Origin of the sequence: Alteromonas sp. S015 (assembly GCF_036864485.1) — a bacterium.
Lineage (GTDB): Bacteria > Pseudomonadota > Gammaproteobacteria > Enterobacterales > Alteromonadaceae > Alteromonas.
Window position 1 is genome coordinate 279170 of the sequence record NZ_JAZETO010000002.1, and the last position, 15024, is coordinate 294193.

19 protein-coding genes are annotated in these 15024 nt (G+C 44.6%); 7 read left to right on the forward strand and 12 right to left on the reverse strand.

Annotated elements, in window-relative coordinates; translation table 11 throughout:
• Positions 1 to 35: 35 nt before the first annotated feature.
• From mgtE to V7R42_RS05330, 12 genes are all read right to left on the reverse strand, one after another.
• Positions 36 to 1394 carry a magnesium transporter gene (gene mgtE, locus V7R42_RS05275; protein ID WP_334019153.1) on the reverse strand — a complete coding sequence of 453 codons (1359 nt, stop codon included), beginning with the start codon at positions 1392 to 1394 and terminating at the stop codon, positions 36 to 38.
• 174 nt (positions 1395 to 1568) lie between these two features.
• Complete coding sequence (locus V7R42_RS05280) at positions 1569 to 1841, reverse strand: HPr family phosphocarrier protein (protein WP_334019154.1); 273 nt, start codon at positions 1839 to 1841, stop codon at positions 1569 to 1571.
• Positions 1841 to 2686 (reverse strand): RNase adapter RapZ, encoded by an 846-nt coding sequence (rapZ, locus tag V7R42_RS05285; protein ID WP_039219650.1) that lies wholly within the window; start codon positions 2684 to 2686, stop codon positions 1841 to 1843. Before rapZ ends, V7R42_RS05280 begins: the two co-directional genes overlap by 1 nt.
• 83 nt (positions 2687 to 2769) lie before the next feature.
• On the reverse strand, positions 2770 to 3213 hold the full coding sequence (ptsN, locus tag V7R42_RS05290; RefSeq protein ID WP_334019155.1) for a PTS IIA-like nitrogen regulatory protein PtsN: 444 nt from the start codon (positions 3211 to 3213) through the stop codon (positions 2770 to 2772).
• Between the two features lie 13 nt (positions 3214 to 3226).
• Complete coding sequence (gene hpf, locus V7R42_RS05295) at positions 3227 to 3514, reverse strand: ribosome hibernation promoting factor (protein WP_012517338.1); 288 nt, start codon at positions 3512 to 3514, stop codon at positions 3227 to 3229.
• Positions 3515 to 3544: 30 nt separating this feature from the next.
• Complete coding sequence (locus V7R42_RS05300) at positions 3545 to 5026, reverse strand: RNA polymerase factor sigma-54 (RefSeq protein ID WP_334019156.1); 1482 nt, start codon at positions 5024 to 5026, stop codon at positions 3545 to 3547.
• Between the two features lie 73 nt (positions 5027 to 5099).
• Positions 5100 to 5825: an LPS export ABC transporter ATP-binding protein gene (gene lptB / locus V7R42_RS05305; RefSeq protein WP_334019157.1), complete on the reverse strand. Its 726-nt coding sequence runs from the start codon at positions 5823 to 5825 to the stop codon at positions 5100 to 5102.
• A gap of 2 nt (positions 5826 to 5827) precedes the next feature.
• Entirely contained in the window at positions 5828 to 6373 is a 546-nt protein-coding gene (gene lptA / locus V7R42_RS05310) for a lipopolysaccharide transport periplasmic protein LptA (protein WP_334019158.1), read from the reverse strand.
• Positions 6342 to 6920, reverse strand: a complete 579-nt coding sequence (gene lptC, locus V7R42_RS05315) for an LPS export ABC transporter periplasmic protein LptC (RefSeq protein WP_334019159.1) — start codon at positions 6918 to 6920, stop codon at positions 6342 to 6344. The genes lptA and lptC overlap by 32 nt, the downstream gene beginning before the upstream one ends.
• Complete coding sequence (gene kdsC, locus V7R42_RS05320; RefSeq protein ID WP_334019160.1) at positions 6917 to 7465, reverse strand: 3-deoxy-manno-octulosonate-8-phosphatase KdsC; 549 nt, start codon at positions 7463 to 7465, stop codon at positions 6917 to 6919. Before kdsC ends, lptC begins: the two co-directional genes overlap by 4 nt.
• On the reverse strand, positions 7466 to 8446 hold the full coding sequence (locus tag V7R42_RS05325) for a KpsF/GutQ family sugar-phosphate isomerase (protein WP_334019161.1): 981 nt from the start codon (positions 8444 to 8446) through the stop codon (positions 7466 to 7468).
• Positions 8447 to 8448: 2 nt separating this feature from the next.
• A complete protein-coding gene (locus tag V7R42_RS05330; RefSeq protein ID WP_334019162.1) occupies positions 8449 to 9405 on the reverse strand; it encodes a calcium/sodium antiporter in 957 nt (318 codons plus the stop codon).
• Positions 9406 to 10254: 849 nt separating this feature from the next.
• Here V7R42_RS05330 and mlaF point away from each other — a divergent pair.
• From mlaF to murA, 7 genes are all read left to right on the forward strand, one after another.
• Positions 10255 to 11055, forward strand: a complete 801-nt coding sequence (mlaF, locus tag V7R42_RS05335; protein ID WP_334019163.1) for a phospholipid ABC transporter ATP-binding protein MlaF — start codon at positions 10255 to 10257, stop codon at positions 11053 to 11055.
• Positions 11052 to 11828 carry a lipid asymmetry maintenance ABC transporter permease subunit MlaE gene (mlaE, locus tag V7R42_RS05340; RefSeq protein ID WP_334019164.1) on the forward strand — a complete coding sequence of 259 codons (777 nt, stop codon included), beginning with the start codon at positions 11052 to 11054 and terminating at the stop codon, positions 11826 to 11828. The genes mlaF and mlaE overlap by 4 nt, the downstream gene beginning before the upstream one ends.
• Positions 11829 to 11837: 9 nt before the next feature.
• A complete protein-coding gene (mlaD, locus tag V7R42_RS05345; RefSeq protein ID WP_014948351.1) occupies positions 11838 to 12311 on the forward strand; it encodes an outer membrane lipid asymmetry maintenance protein MlaD in 474 nt (157 codons plus the stop codon).
• Between the two features lie 118 nt (positions 12312 to 12429).
• Entirely contained in the window at positions 12430 to 13095 is a 666-nt protein-coding gene (locus V7R42_RS05350; protein WP_334019165.1) for an MlaC/ttg2D family ABC transporter substrate-binding protein, read from the forward strand.
• Positions 13092 to 13400 (forward strand): STAS domain-containing protein, encoded by a 309-nt coding sequence (locus V7R42_RS05355; RefSeq protein WP_334019166.1) that lies wholly within the window; start codon positions 13092 to 13094, stop codon positions 13398 to 13400. Before V7R42_RS05350 ends, V7R42_RS05355 begins: the two co-directional genes overlap by 4 nt.
• 28 nt (positions 13401 to 13428) lie before the next feature.
• Complete coding sequence (locus V7R42_RS05360; RefSeq protein WP_334019167.1) at positions 13429 to 13686, forward strand: BolA family protein; 258 nt, start codon at positions 13429 to 13431, stop codon at positions 13684 to 13686.
• Positions 13687 to 13698: 12 nt separating this feature from the next.
• Positions 13699 to 14961 (forward strand): UDP-N-acetylglucosamine 1-carboxyvinyltransferase, encoded by a 1263-nt coding sequence (murA, locus tag V7R42_RS05365; RefSeq protein WP_334019168.1) that lies wholly within the window; start codon positions 13699 to 13701, stop codon positions 14959 to 14961.
• Positions 14962 to 15024: the final 63 nt, after the last annotated feature.

Consider the following 15024-nt stretch of genomic DNA (forward strand, 5'->3'; position numbering starts at 1 on the left):
CTATGCCTCTTCACGCTTGAATGTTGAAAAACAACTTAGATTAAAAATAGTGTCGCAGTACCTAAGAAAGCAAAAATACCTACGACATCGGTTATTGTGGTTAAAATAACACTGCCTGCAAGGGCTGGGTCTATTTTAAGTCGCTTCATGATCATGGGTAAGGTTGCACCCGCCAAAGCAGCAGCAATCATGTTCACCATCATAGCAAAGGCAATAATAACGCCTAGCATGTAGTCTTGTTTCCATAGCGCAATAACAGAGGCAATGAGCACCGCCCAGATCGCTCCATTCAAAAAGCCGATAGATATTTCTTTGCTGATAAGCCATCGTGAGTTACTGGCGTTAACATGGCCTAGTGCCATACCTCGAATAACAAGGGTCAGCGTCTGATTACCCGCCACACCACCCATACTCGGGACAATGGTATTTAAAATAGCTAATACAGCCAATTGACTGAGCGTTGCTTCAAATAGGTCACTCACCATTGCTGCCATTAGCGCAGTCACTAAGTTTACCGCCAGCCACACCGAGCGGCGTTTGGTACTTTGCATAACAGGCGCAAAGGTATCTTCATCATCGTCTAAGCCCGCCATACTCATCATTGAGTGTTCAGCGTCTTCACGAATAATATCAACCACGTCATCAATGGTAATTCGGCCCACTAAGCGATGATTTTCATCTACAACAGGAGCTGACAGCCAGTTGTAACGCTCGAAAAGGCTTGCTACCTCATCGTCAGGCATATTTACGGGAATCGCTTCCGATTCCTCATCCATGACGTCGGACACTTTGTCATCGGTATCAGCGGTGAGCAAACGGGTAACGGGAACAATACCCACGAGGTTGTCGGTTCTATTTACCACATAAAAGGTATCGGTGTTTTCGGGCAATTCGCCTTTTAAGCGAATGTAACGCAGAACCACGTCAATGGTGACGTCAGGGCGCAAAGTGATGGTGTCGGTGTTCATAATGAAACCAGCGGTTTCTTCACCGTAAGACAGCGCTTGTTCTGCACGTACGCGATCTTGTGCATCCATTGAATCGAGAATGTCGGCCAATACTGGCTCAGGAAGGCTGCTCAGCGTCTCCGCTAAGTCATCGGTATCCATCTCTTCAAGTGCATCAACCACATTGGCGGGGAGCATCTTTGAGATGATACCGTTTCGAACATCGTCAGAAAGCTCTTCTAGAATGTCACCGTGAAAGTCGCCATCAATCAACTCCCATAATTCGTCACGGGTTCTGCTAGGGCTAGACTCAAGAATGTGGGCAACGTCTGATGGCGGTAATTCAAGCAGAAGCTTACGTACAGATACGAATTGACCGTTGGTTAACGCGGCGTTGAGTGCGCGTAACTGAGTTTGTACGTATTTAGAAACAAGCGCTTCTGCCATAAGGCGTTATCCCTACAAGCTAAAAGATGAATAATGCAGGCTACAGAGCCTAAGTGGCCGTAGAATATCGCAATTATGATTAGTCTGTCATGATAATTGCGTAGGTTTTGCGCAGGATTTTAAGTTAACTGCGTTAAGTGTTGATTAATTCGTCAACGGATAGAGCAGGCGTGACTATTCGTCTTCGTTAAATCTGCCCTCGATAAGTTCTTCAATAGCAGCAAGTGCATCAACAGCATCACTGCCGTCGACAATTACATCAACCTTTTCACCTTGATGGCTTTCTAGCATCATCAATCCCAGTACACTGCTTGCGTCAGCTTCCTTATCGCCTTTTTTCAATATGATTTTAGCGTCGAATTGATTAGCCAGTTTAACCAGTTGGGTCGCCGCTCTTGCATGCAATCCTAGCTTATTAACGATAGTTAGCGTTTTTTGGATAGTCATTACTGATTCAGCTCTCTATGGCGGATTTGTACATCAGGGTGTATTTCACTAAAAGTTTTGGACAAGGTTTGTGCAATATAAACTGAGCGATGTTGCCCACCAGTGCAGCCTATCGCCACAGTGACATAACTTCTGTTATTGCGCTCTAGGTGGGGCAGCCATGTGGTCATTAAGTTTTGAATCTGCCAAATAAATTTCGTAACCACGGGTTGGGAGCCTAAAAACACTTCCACCGGTGCATCTAGCCCTGTCAGGTGTTTAAGGTCAGGCTCCCAATGAGGGTTAGGTAAAAAGCGCGCGTCAAAAACGTAATCCGCATCTTTGGGTATGCCGTGTTTAAAGCCAAAAGATTCGAAAACAAGCACAAGGCGTGAGCTTTTCTTGCCCAGAATGCGCTCTCTTATTAACTCTGCTAGCTGGTGAATGGTGAGCTTATCGGTATCTAAATATAAATCTGCGCGCTCTGCAATGGGGGCAAGTAGAGCAGATTCGGCTTTGATGGCTTCTGATAAAGATTTATTGAGCTTCGCTAGAGGGTGAAGGCGGCGAGTTTCGCTAAAACGCTTAACCAATACATCATCGCTTGCATCAATATAAACAATTGTCATGGACCACGAAGAAGGTAGGTAGTCTAGAATTTCTACCAAGTCGTCTGGGTTTTTGGGTAAGTTTCTTACATCAATGCTCACCGCTACCTGATCATATTCATCCACAACGGTATGAGTCAGTGTAGGAAGTAAGTTTACCGGAATATTGTCAACGCAGTAATAACCTAAATCTTCCAAAGCGCGAAGTGCGACAGATTTACCAGATCCCGAACGACCACTGATTATAATCAGCTTCACCTAACTTCTCCCTATATTCTGGTTCAATCATATACGCGTTGTTGAATTAGGCGCCTACTTAACGATGAAAAGACGCTTAATGGTTAACTTAATGCAGAAAGTATATCGTCGCTAGTTGTTGCGCGACGTATCGCTTTGATCGTTTCTTTGTCGCTCAGTTTGCCTGCCACTGTGGCTAGCGTTTGAAGGTGTCCTTCGGTTTGCTCCTCGGGAACGAGTAGTGCAAAAAATATGTCTACGGGTTTTTCGTCAAGGGCGTCAAAGTCAATAGCAGGCGTGCTGGTTACAACAATTGCTATCACTTTCTCAAGGCCTGCTAAGCGGCCATGGGGCAGGGCGATACCATTGCCGATGCCTGTGCTACCCATACGCTCTCGAGCCATCAAACTGTTGAGTACCGTTGCTTGGTCAATGTTTTCGTTTTGCTTGGCAGCGATATCAGCGATGATCTCAAGAATTCGCTTTTTACTGTTACACTGAACCGCACACTCGGTGCGGTCCAGACTTACGATGGCTTGTATATCCATGCTTAATTGACTACTAGTGTTTTTTCAGTTTTTCCTTATGCTTGATTACCTGCCGGTCGAGTTTATCAACCATGCTGTCAATCGCCGCATACATGTCTGTATTTTCTGAGGATGCGAATACTTCAGCGCCACTTAAATGAACGGTCGCTTCGGCTTTTTGATTTAATTTTTCAACGTTCAGGATGACATGCACATTAGAAATGTGATCAAAGTGACGTTCAAGTTTGCTGAACTTCGTATCGACATAATTACGCAAAGAGTCGGTGATTTCGACATGATGACCAGTAAGGTTGATTTGCATATTTCGTCTTCCTTATATTATTAAGCCCGTTTAGATAAGGCTTTTGCGTTGGTTCGACGGCGGAATCGATAAAGATTCCCGGTACTTTGCTATTGTTCGCCGGGCAACCTTAATGCCTTGTTCGGCCAACAATGAAGCAATCTTGCTATCGCTTAGCGGCTTGCTGGGCTTTTCAGCGGCCACTAATTTTTTGATCAATGCTCGAATCGCTGTAGACGAGCATTCACCACCAGACTCAGTTGCAACGTGACTTGAGAAGAAATATTTCAATTCGAAGATTCCACGTGGCGTGTGCATGTACTTCTGCGTTGTTACTCGCGAAATAGTCGATTCGTGCATATCTACCATTTCTGCGACATCATTTAGCACCATTGGTTTCATCATTTCCGGACCGTGCTCAAAAAAGCCCATTTGTTGCTGCACAATACAGTTTGCAACCTTCATCAATGTATCATTGCGAGATTCAAGGCTCTTTATGAACCACTTGGCCTCTTGCATGTGTGAGCGGATGAATTGTGAGTCGCTACTATTCTTGGCACGGCGACTCATGGCTGCGTACTGTTGGTTAACACTTAGTTTAGGCAGACTGTCAGGGTTCAGCTCAACCACCCAACGGCCATTCTTTTTGGTCACTGATACATCAGGAATAACATACTCAGGCTCTTTAGTAACTAAAGCACTACCTGGACGAGGATTCAAGGTTTGCAGTAAACGCATTGCCTCGCGCAGCTGATCTTCTTTTAATCGGCTTTTACGCATAAGCGTACGATAGTCTTTACTGCTCAGTAAGTCAGAGTATTCTTCAATCAGTTGTTTCGCTTCAGCAAGCCACGGTGTGTCTTCTGAAAACTGGCGCAATTGCACCATTAAACATTCTTGTGGAGAGCGTGAGCCAGAACCAATAGGGTCGAACATCTGAATGCGCTTAAGCACACATTCTATTTCGTCCATTTCAATCGGCTCTTCCATATCATCATCGTTAACCGCTTCTAAAATTTCATCAAGGGTAACGGTTAAATAACCTGACTCGTCGATAGAGTCGATGATTGCTGTAGCGATAGCGCGATCGGTATCCGAGAAATGAGTAAGGCGCATTTGCCACAATAGGTGCTCTTGAATATCTTCAGTAGTCTCACCTTGGAAGATCTGCTCGTCGTCATTAGATGGACCCGGAGCGGGAGAAGATGAAGCGGAGTAGTATTCATCCCATGTGCTGTCGATAGGCAGCTCATCGGGAAGATCGTTTTTTTCTAATGCATCACCCGCTTCTAGCGTGTCACTAGATGCAGAAGCAGTGGCCTCAGAACCCCCGTCGTCATTATCGATATTGTTCTTTTCTAACTGTGGCTCGTCGTTACCTTCTTCAATTTCTAATAGTGGATTAGAGTCGAGCGCTTCTTGAATTTCCTGTTGAAGATCAAGTGTAGAAAGCTGCAGCAGTTTAATGGCCTGCTGAAGCTGTGGCGTCATGGTAAGTTGTTGGCTAAATTTTAGCTGTAAAGATGGTTTCATCTACGTCTTATTTTAATGCTCTAAATTGAATATACCGGAGCGAAACTGAAAAATGACAATTCAGTTACACTAACTATAGCCTGAATTGTTCGCCTAGGTATACATCCCTTACTTTTTGATTACTTAAAACCTGTTCCGCGGTTCCCTGCGCAATAAGCTCGCCATGACTCACAATGTACGCTTTTTCACAAACATCCAATGTCTCTCGTACGTTATGGTCTGTGATAAGGATTCCAATACCCCTATCGCGAAGATGTTGTATTATCTTCTTTATATCATTAACTGATATTGGATCAACACCAGCAAATGGTTCGTCTAACAAAATAAATTGCGGTTTTGCGGCCAGGGCACGGGCAATCTCAACGCGACGGCGCTCGCCCCCTGATAAACTCATCCCCGTACTATTACGTATATGGTTAATATTAAATTCATCAAGTAGCGCATCTGCTTCTTCTTCCTGCTGAAGTGAATTTAAATCTTTACGGGTTTGCAGTATGGCCATGATATTTTCATGTACCGTTAGCTTTCTAAAAATAGACGCTTCCTGCGGTAGGTAGCCAATTCCGCGGCGTGCACGCTCGTGCATAGGCTGGTGAGTTAGCTCATTGTCGTCGATTTCAATCTTGCCTTTATCCAGATTCACCAAACCAACAATCATATAGAAGGTAGTGGTCTTACCGGCACCATTAGGCCCAAGAAGGCCGACAATCTGACCTGTTGAGACTGAAAGACTCACATCGCGAACAACTTGTCGCGATTTATATGCTTTAGCAAGGTTTTTAGCGCTCAAAGTTGCCATTGCTATTCATTGTCCTTGTTGTCTTTCTTTGACGTTGTTTTACGAATAGTTTCAGGCGTAAATACAGTTGTTACGCGACCTTCACCATTCTTACCCTTACCACCCGTTGCCAGCAATTGCTCAGTAATCATGTCAAATGTGATTTTATCACCTTGTACTTTGCTGGTGTCTTGTTGTAATTCAGCGTTACCCGCTAAAGAAATAGTGCGATTGATCACCTCGTAGCGTATTTCATTGGCTTTAGCTGACACTGGCGTACCGTCTTCAAGCGATTGAGAATAGCTTGCAGGTTTGCCTCGGGCGATAAATATTTCTCGTCCGCTTCCATCTGTTGCAATAACTTCAACCTCATCAGCTTTAATAACAAGAGAACCTTGCGTAATGAGTACGTCTTCCTTGTAAAGCGCGGTTTTATTTTTACCGTCAATAAATTGGGTGTTTGACCCTATTTTAATGGGCTGTGAAAAATCTTCTTCACTGGCAAGCGCAGCACCACTAGCGATGGCAAGTATAAGACTAGTTGCTAGGGGAATAAGTCGTTTGTACATGGTCTAAAAGCTCGTATTCTTGTGTGCGTAAGTTCGCGTTAAACCCGTTACTTAGAATAAGGTATTGTGTACCTAGTATCTCAACGGGTTGATCAGATGTCATTTGTTTCGTGTCTAAATTTATCTGGATGTATTCGGTTGATAAACTTTTGACAAAATCATCGGCAGTTTGATTTTCAATAACAACGCTATTTTCAAGTTGGATTAGCTCATTGTTGTAGAGCGTTCCTTCTTTCGCCGTCACCACCCAGGGCGACGACGCGTTTTCTGTATAAAGCGTGTATTTAGGTTGTTGAAACAATACAAAGCCAAGCTGGTCATAATGTTCCATCGACTCTGCAAACACCTTGTGATTTAACTCCCCGTCTTGATTGTACAGTGTAGTGGTTAGATTTCTCGCTTTGTAGGCGGGCTTGAGTGCATCGTTTTCACCTCTTCCCTGCATTTCAGGCTGCTCTTCCATCCACGTAGGGATGTACATAAACAACGCCAGAATGAATAGCGCAGATATGCTTAATCCTAAGCGATTAAAGCCAAACAGGCTCATACACTCGCTCCAAAAATCTCATTTGATACACCTTTGGCTTGCAAAATAGTATCCGAAATTTCTCGGACTGCTCCAAAACCACCAGGTAGCGAAGTAATCCAGTTTGCATTTTTTGCCACGTAAGGATGGGCATCGGCAACCGCAATTTTGACCGCTACGTGATTAAACATACCCGTATCTGGCATGTCATCACCAACCGCAGCTACTTCATCAGTGTTTAACTCAAGGCTTTTCATCAGTTCGCTGAGCGCGCCTGCTTTATTCTCTTCGCCCTGAATTATATGTGCAACGTTAAGTGCCTTCATTCTATTTTCAACAATGGCAGAGCGGCGACCTGTAATCACAGCTACATTGACTCCATTGCTCACTAACGCTTTAACACCATATCCATCGCGCGTATGGAATGCTTTCAGCTCTTCGCCTTCGTTACCCAGATAAATGCGGCCGTCAGAAAACACACCATCTACGTCACACACCAACAGCTTAATATGCGCTAACTTTTTAAAGAGCGCTCCGTCTAAATCGGTATACAAGGTCGTTGCCATTTAAAGTACTCCTGCTTTCAATAGCATGTGCATGTTGAAGGCCCCAACAGGTTTACGCTTCTCGTCAGTAACCATTAACGCGCTTATCTTGTGAGTTTCCATTAAGTTAAGGGCTTCAACAGCCAATTGATCTGCGATAGTCGTTTTACCGCCTTGAGTCATTACATCTTTCACTGCTGCACCGTGCACATCAATGCGGGCATCGAGTATTCGTCTTAAATCGCCGTCGGTAAAGACGCCGGCTAATGTACCATCAGAGGCTATCACGCCAGTCATACCCAGACCCTTATTAGAAATTTCTAACAGCGCATCAGCGACGGAAGCATTCTCGCTGATGAGGGGAATATCACTGCCACTTAGCATTATATCGCTGACTTTGAGTAGCAATTTTCTACCTAAACTACCGCCAGGGTGTGATAGCGCAAAATCATCTGATGTGAAGCCTTTTTGATCGAGCAGCGCTACCGCCAGAGCATCACCCATAACCAGTGTGGCCGTTGTGCTTGATGTAGGTGCAAGACCTAGTGAACACGCTTCTTTGTCTACGCTGATATCAAGCACTACGTCTGCGTGCTGACCCAACGAGCTCGATGCACTGTTAGTCATGGCAACAACTTGTATCCCCAAGCGCTTAACAACGGGCAACAAGTTGACTAACTCATTAGTTTCGCCCGAGTTGGAAATGGCGAGTAAGACATCGCCTTTGCTCAGCATACCCAGGTCGCCGTGGTTGGCTTCACCCGGATGCATGAAAAAGGCAGGGGTACCTGTACTGGCTAGCGTTGCAGCAATTTTATTGCCAATATGCCCAGATTTACCCATGCCGCTGACGACCACCTTCCCCTTGCAAGCAAAGAGAATGTTGCAGGCAGCAACAAATTCACTGTTTAAGCGTTCTACAAGGTTAGCGATGGCTTGCGTTTCTATTTCGATAACGCGCTTTGCCGAGTCGATATAGTGGGTCTGAGTTTGTGTATTCATGATTATCCGAATAGCCAGAATTGATAGCCGATAAAGCAAGCCAGAAGTATAAATCCGTTGGTTCTTGATATGGTACGCTTACCAATTAAATCGAAGCTGAACAAGAACAGTAACAATGTTAGACCAAGCATTACGTACATATCTCGGTTATAAACATCGGGGTCTAAGATACCAGGAGCAATTAAACCAGGCATGCCAAGCACCGCTAGCAGGTTGAAGATATTTGAGCCAATGATGTTGCCCAGCGCCAAATCGTCTTCTCCTTTCAATACGCCAGCAATACTTGCAGCAAGCTCAGGTAGACTTGTACCAAACGCAATAATAGTTAATCCGATGATTAAATCAGAAATGCCCATATATCTGGCAATTTCTACTGCGGAGTTCACCAAAAAGTGAGCACTCAAAGGCAGAACAACAAGGCCAACACCAATCCAAATAAGAGCCGATGTATTCGATACACCTTTAGGAATTTCATCAGCGGTTTCGGCGATAAGAGGGTCTTCTTTATCTACCTGCAGCGATAACCAAGCCATCATAGCCAGTACGAAAATGAACAAGCCCAGTAAAATGATGCCTTCATAAGATTTAAGTTCTCCGTCAAACATAAACCCGATGGCAATCAATGAGATGATGAGGAGCGCTGGAAGTTCGCGTTTTAATGTTGTTGATGAAACGAGTAAAGGTTTCACGAGTGCCGTTATTCCTAACACTAACGCGATGTTAGTAATGTTCGAACCTAGTGCATTACCCACGGCGGTGTTCATATTGCCATTCGCGGAGGCTATGGCGGAAACCACAATTTCAGGTGCCGAAGATCCCATAGCGACAATCGTTAATCCGATCATCATTGGAGAAATACCGATGTTTTTTGCAAGTGCTGATGCGCCATATACAAACCGGTCAGCGCTCCAGCTTAGTACAATCAACCCAACAAGAAAAATGACAATGTTTAAAAGCACAACAACCTGTAATAGAAAGTATTTCGCTAGATTGTCGCAAAAAGCGTGTCATTTGCCTATGCTCGCAACGTTTTATTTTCGCCGAATACTGCCAATCAACGTAAATTTTTTCTGAATAAGTAAATTTAGTGCGTATTTAAGCTACCAAGGTCTCATACCAATCCGCATAGTTCATTGCCCACTCAGAAGGCACTGGCAAGTTTCATAGCGAAGCGTGGGAATGCAGGAATGGCTGTTCCCTTTCAAATTCTCAGAATGAAGCTAGGAAGCTTGCCAGACCTTCCCGAAGGGCGAGTTTAAAATGTCCGTACTCTTTTTTGTGTTATCTTGATGTAGAACCACTATACCTGCGGTAACACGCCGCGATTACAAACATTTTAACTCTCGCTGAGTGGGTAATGATCTATGCAGACTGGTATCATATTCAGTTTCAGTTAAGAAACAACGAAATAGGATGATATCAGCGATATTGTGTAACACTTATGACTTACGGCTGGGTAGTTTAGCGCGAGATACCTAACATTCGTCTTAATCGAACATAACTTGTAACTTTTTGACTTTGGCGAGGGCCTTGAAAAGGCGTACAATGCCCTTAAATTACACCGCCTAGACACGACGCTCTATGTCCGTCTGGCGATTGAAAGTCATAAAAGTACACTGGAGAGTAAACCTTTTTGATTTTTTGTGTTCGTAAAGTAAACTGTGCAGTAAACCTTAAGAGTGGACCGAGTGAAGGCACAGAAATTGAATACTCTCGTTGCTCTTATAAATTTAAAATTTTCTAAGTGGATTGAACGCATTATTTTATACGGTCTCAATCCAACGTCAGGGGTCGACATTTAAGTAACTATGGATCATTTAGTTGAAGTAAATAACCTTACCTTTAAGCGCGCCGATCGCATCATTTATGATGGGATATCGCTAAAGGTACCCAAAGGCAAAATTACTGCGGTAATGGGGCCAAGTGGTATAGGTAAAACCACGCTGCTGCGCCTTATTGGCGGGCAGTTAACGCCAGATGAAGGTGACGTTAGATTCGACGGCGATTCGATTGTTTCTATGTCGAGAAAAACGCTATATGAAACACGTCGTAGAATGAGCATGCTTTTTCAAAGTGGTGCGCTTTTTACCGATATGAGTGTATTCGATAACGTGGCGTTTCCACTACGCGAACACACAAAACTGTCTGAAGACGTTATTGCGACTATTGTCGCTTTAAAGCTACAGGCAGTAGGATTGCGCGGTGCAGCTCAATTAATGCCTAGTGAATTGTCTGGTGGTATGGCGCGCCGTGCAGCTTTGGCTAGGGCGATTGCACTAGATCCAGATTTAATCATGTACGACGAACCCTTTGCCGGACAAGATCCTATATCGATGGGGGTGCTGGTCAAGCTTATTCGTGAATTAAACGACGCACTTAATCTTACCAGTATAGTGGTGACTCACGATGTAACTGAAGTACTGACCATTGCCGATTACATCTATATCTTGGCTGACAAGCGAGTTATCGGTGAGGGAACCGCGCAGCAAATCAAAGAAAGTGATTCTGAATTAGTTCAGCAGTTCTTGAAAGGAAAAGCAGATGGTCCGGTACCATTTCATTACCCTGCACCTGACTTGAAAACAAGCTTTTTGGGAGCAGATAAATGAATTTCTTCCAATCAATAGGCGCTAAAACCATAGGGAAAGTTACTTCGCTCGGTCGAGCTGCACTTATGCTATTTGGTGCGTTAGTCGCTGTTCCTCGAATCAAAAATGTACCGCTGGTGGTTAAGCAGCTATACGTGGTGGGCGTTCAGTCGCTACTCATTATTATGGTATCGGGGTTATTCATTGGCATGGTAATGGCGCTACAAGGCTACACCATTTTGGTTGATTATGGCGCAGAAGGTAGCTTAGGTCCCATGGTCGCACTTTCGCTATTGAGAGAGCTTGGCCCGGTAGTTACCGCATTGCTCTTTGCTGGGCGAGCTGGCTCAGCGTTGACTGCTGAAATAGGCCTCATGAAAGCCACTGAGCAGCTGAGCAGTTTAGAGATGATGGCGGTAGACCCGTTACGACGTATCGTCGCACCGCGTTTTTGGGCGGGAATGTTAGCGATGCCTATGCTTGCTGTTATTTTCAGTGCAATTGGTATTTTAGGCGGTCACGTAGTGGGTGTTGATTGGCTGGGCGTTGATGCAGGCAGCTACTGGTCAATTATGCAATCGACGGTAGATTGGAACCAGGATGTCATAAACGGCGTAATAAAAAGCCTCGTGTTTGCCTTGGTTGTGACGTGGATTGCCATATTTAAAGGTTACGATTCTATTCCAACATCGGAAGGGATCAGCAAAGCGACTACCGAAACGGTGGTCTATTCATCATTAGCAGTATTAGGGCTGGACTTCGTGCTAACCGCCCTTATGTTTGGTATCGAGTAGGGGATTGGAATGAGTAAGTATAAAACGGAAGTCATGGTTGGTGTGTTTGTCATGCTTACCATCGGTGCGTTGTTATTATTGGCACTGAAAGTAGCAAATCAAACGGTAGCCACCGAAGGCGATACCTACACGTTATACGCAAAATTCGACAATATTGGCGGCTTAAAGCCGAGATCGGCAGTAAAGGTTGGTGGGGTAACAGTTGGTCGTGTGTCATCGATTACGCTAGACCAAGAAGATTTTACGCCAGTAGTTGAGCTATCAATTTTAAATGAATATAACGGCTTTCCAGAAACCAGTTCTGTGTCTATTTTAACCTCAGGTTTGCTAGGCGAACAGTATGTTGGCTTCCAACCTGGTTTCTCTTTCGATGGTGTGGCTAATTTACAGAATGGTGATTACCTGCAGGATACTAAGTCAGCGTTGGTCCTAGAAGACCTCATAGGACAGTTCTTATTTAATCGCGGAAGCGACGAAGACTAATCGCGGTATTACGGCCAGACGTCTATTACCAAGTTGTTAAATTATTCCAGCGGCGTGATGAAACTTATTGGATTGCCATCAGGTCTGCTAAATAGAGTTTTAAGTTAGGAGAGTAATTTTGAAAAAGTTTATGGTAGCACTTGGCATCTTCATGATGTCTGTAGCGGGCATAGCGAATGCACAAGAAGTGAATGAACAGAACCCGTATGAATTGGTTCAAGACGTAGCAAACCGCACGTTTGAGCGCATCAAAGCGAACCAAGCAGCGATCAAAGCAGACCCAGAAATGCTACGCACTATCATGGAAGAAGAATTAGTCCCTCATATCGACTACAAATTCGCCGCTTTTATGGTACTAGGTAAACATTTTAAGTCAGTACCTCAAGAGAAGATGGGCGAGTACATCAGCGTATTTCGTCAATATTTGGTAACAACCTACGCTGTGGCGATGGGCTACTACGACAACCAAGAAGTCATTTTTGAGCCTGAGTCATCTTTTGATGATAAAAAATCAGTAACAGTGCGCGCAGTGGTTCAAGATCCAAACCGTCCTGAAATCAAAATTGCTTTTAAAGTTCGCAAAGACAATAAAACGAACGAGTGGAAAGCCTACGATATGGTTGCTGAAGGCATCAGCATGCTAAACAGCAAACGTAGCGAATTTGAATCAATCCTTCGCCAAGACGGTATCGATGCAGTTATCGCTCTCATGCGCGACAAAATTGGCAAGCCAGTAGAGCTTAAACAAGGTGAGCCAATTGAAATCGAGGGAGAGGCTGAGTGAGCCTATTCGAGGTAAACGATAAAGGCAATATCGTCGTTCACGGTCATCTTGACCGTGAAACGCTGTCGAAGAATTTCTGGGATAGTTTGAGCGGAAATGAGCGTAGTACCTTGATTAACAATAAAAGATGCCTTGTTGATTTAAGTGATGTGGAGCGCGCAGACAGTGCAGGTTTGGCCTGGCTTATTAATGCCGTTAGGGATGCAAAGCAAAATGGTGTTAGCATGAGCCTATATAAAATGCCTGAGAAGCTACATAAGCTCGCTAAAATAAGCGACGCAGATAGCTTTTTACCCGTAGAATGAACACCTATTAGCGAATTAAGAAGTATTTATGGAATTGTCTGAAATTGAAAAAATCTTGAAAGATGCATTAGACCTTCACGAAGTCCACGTAAAAGGAGAAGGTTCGCATTTTAATATTATTGCGGTAAGCGATGCATTTAACGAAATGAGCCGTGTGAAGCGTCAGCAAGCAGTATATGCGCCTTTAGCAAATAAAATAGCTGATGGCAGTATGCATGCAATTACTATCAAGACATTTTCAGTAAAAGACTGGGAGCGAGAGCGCCAGTTTAACATTCCTCAGTAATAGGCGTAGCACGTGGATAAACTCGTAATTAAGAAGAGCCCTGCGCTCAACGGAACTGTGCGTATCTCTGGCGCTAAAAATGCGGCCTTGCCATTGTTGATGACAAGCTTGTTGACCGACTCTCCTTGTCGTTACACCAACGTTCCTCGTCTCCGTGATATCAATACAACGACGGCCCTTTTGCGTGAATTAGGTGTTGAAGTGGCATTACCCGCACCTAACGATATTGTTATCGATGCGAGTACGCTACAAAGCGTTACAGCCTCATATGAGTTAGTTCGTACTATGCGTGCGTCTATTTTGGTACTTGGCCCATTGCTAGCTAAGCAAGGTAAAGCGAATGTATCTTTGCCAGGCGGCTGTGCCATAGGTGCTCGTCCGGTAAACCTTCATTTAACAGGCCTTGAAAAGATGGGCGCGAAGATTGAAGTAAATGAAGGCTATATTCGAGCTGAAGTTGATGGTCGTTTGAAAGGTGCCCGTATCTTCATGGATATGGTGAGCGTGGGTGCCACTGAAAACCTGCTTATGGCTGCGGCTTTGGCAGATGGCACAACTATCTTGGAAAACGCGGCACGGGAGCCCGAAATTGTTGATTTAGCAAACTGTCTTATTCAGATGGGCGCGAAAATTAGTGGTGCAGGAAGTGATAAAATAATCATTGAAGGCGTAGAAACCTTAGACGGTTGCGATTATGCAGTACTGCCAGATCGCATTGAAACCGGTACTTTCTTAGTTGCGGCTGCGGTAACAGGTGGCAAAATACGCTGTACCCATGCGGCGCCCGATACGTTAGATGCGGTGCTAGATAAGCTAGAGCAAGCCGGCGCGAAAATCACGGTAGGTGAAGACTGGATTGAGTTAGATATGGAAGGGCGTAAGCCGCAGGCCGTGCGCGTTAAAACCGCTCCACATCCAGCATTCCCTACAGATATGCAGGCGCAGTTTGTTACCCTAAATTGTGTTGCCGAAGGCACGGGGGTAATTACGGAAACCATTTTTGAAAATCGTTTCATGCATGTACCGGAATTACAGCGTATGGGCGCAGAAATCGCACTAGAAGCGAATTCAGCAGTGTCCAAAGGTAGTTCAAGTCTTAAAGGGGCGCCAGTAATGGCTACTGACCTTCGCGCGTCAGCAAGCTTGGTGATCGCCGGGCTTATCGCAGAAGGTGAGACACACGTAAATCGCATTTATCACTTAGATCGCGGCTATGAATCAATTGAAGAAAAACTTGGTGGTCTAGGCGCCATCATAGAGCGAGTCAAAGAATAATTCTATGTCGTGAGGTTTTAGTATAAACGAAAGCGCCTCATTCATTGCGGCGCTTTTTTTATG

Bases quoted from the DNA above. Each gene is read 5' to 3' on its own strand.
- mgtE (WP_334019153.1), bottom strand. From the start codon at position 1,394: ATGGCAGAAGCGCTTGTTTCTAAATACGTACAAACTCAGTTACGCGCA.
- V7R42_RS05280 (WP_334019154.1), bottom strand. From the start codon at position 1,841: ATGACTATCCAAAAAACGCTAACTATCGTTAATAAGCTAGGATTGCAT.
- ptsN (WP_334019155.1), bottom strand. From the start codon at position 3,213: ATGGATATACAAGCCATCGTAAGTCTGGACCGCACCGAGTGTGCGGTT.
- hpf (WP_012517338.1), bottom strand. From the start codon at position 3,514: ATGCAAATCAACCTTACTGGTCATCATGTCGAAATCACCGACTCTTTG.
- V7R42_RS05300 (WP_334019156.1), bottom strand. From the start codon at position 5,026: ATGAAACCATCTTTACAGCTAAAATTTAGCCAACAACTTACCATGACG.
- lptB (WP_334019157.1), bottom strand. From the start codon at position 5,825: ATGGCAACTTTGAGCGCTAAAAACCTTGCTAAAGCATATAAATCGCGA.
- lptA (WP_334019158.1), bottom strand. From the start codon at position 6,373: ATGTACAAACGACTTATTCCCCTAGCAACTAGTCTTATACTTGCCATC.
- lptC (WP_334019159.1), bottom strand. From the start codon at position 6,920: ATGAGCCTGTTTGGCTTTAATCGCTTAGGATTAAGCATATCTGCGCTA.
- kdsC (WP_334019160.1), bottom strand. From the start codon at position 7,465: ATGGCAACGACCTTGTATACCGATTTAGACGGAGCGCTCTTTAAAAAG.
- V7R42_RS05325 (WP_334019161.1), bottom strand. From the start codon at position 8,446: ATGAATACACAAACTCAGACCCACTATATCGACTCGGCAAAGCGCGTT.
- mlaF (WP_334019163.1), top strand. From the start codon at position 10,255: ATGGATCATTTAGTTGAAGTAAATAACCTTACCTTTAAGCGCGCCGAT.
- mlaE (WP_334019164.1), top strand. From the start codon at position 11,052: ATGAATTTCTTCCAATCAATAGGCGCTAAAACCATAGGGAAAGTTACT.
- mlaD (WP_014948351.1), top strand. From the start codon at position 11,838: ATGAGTAAGTATAAAACGGAAGTCATGGTTGGTGTGTTTGTCATGCTT.
- V7R42_RS05360 (WP_334019167.1), top strand. From the start codon at position 13,429: ATGGAATTGTCTGAAATTGAAAAAATCTTGAAAGATGCATTAGACCTT.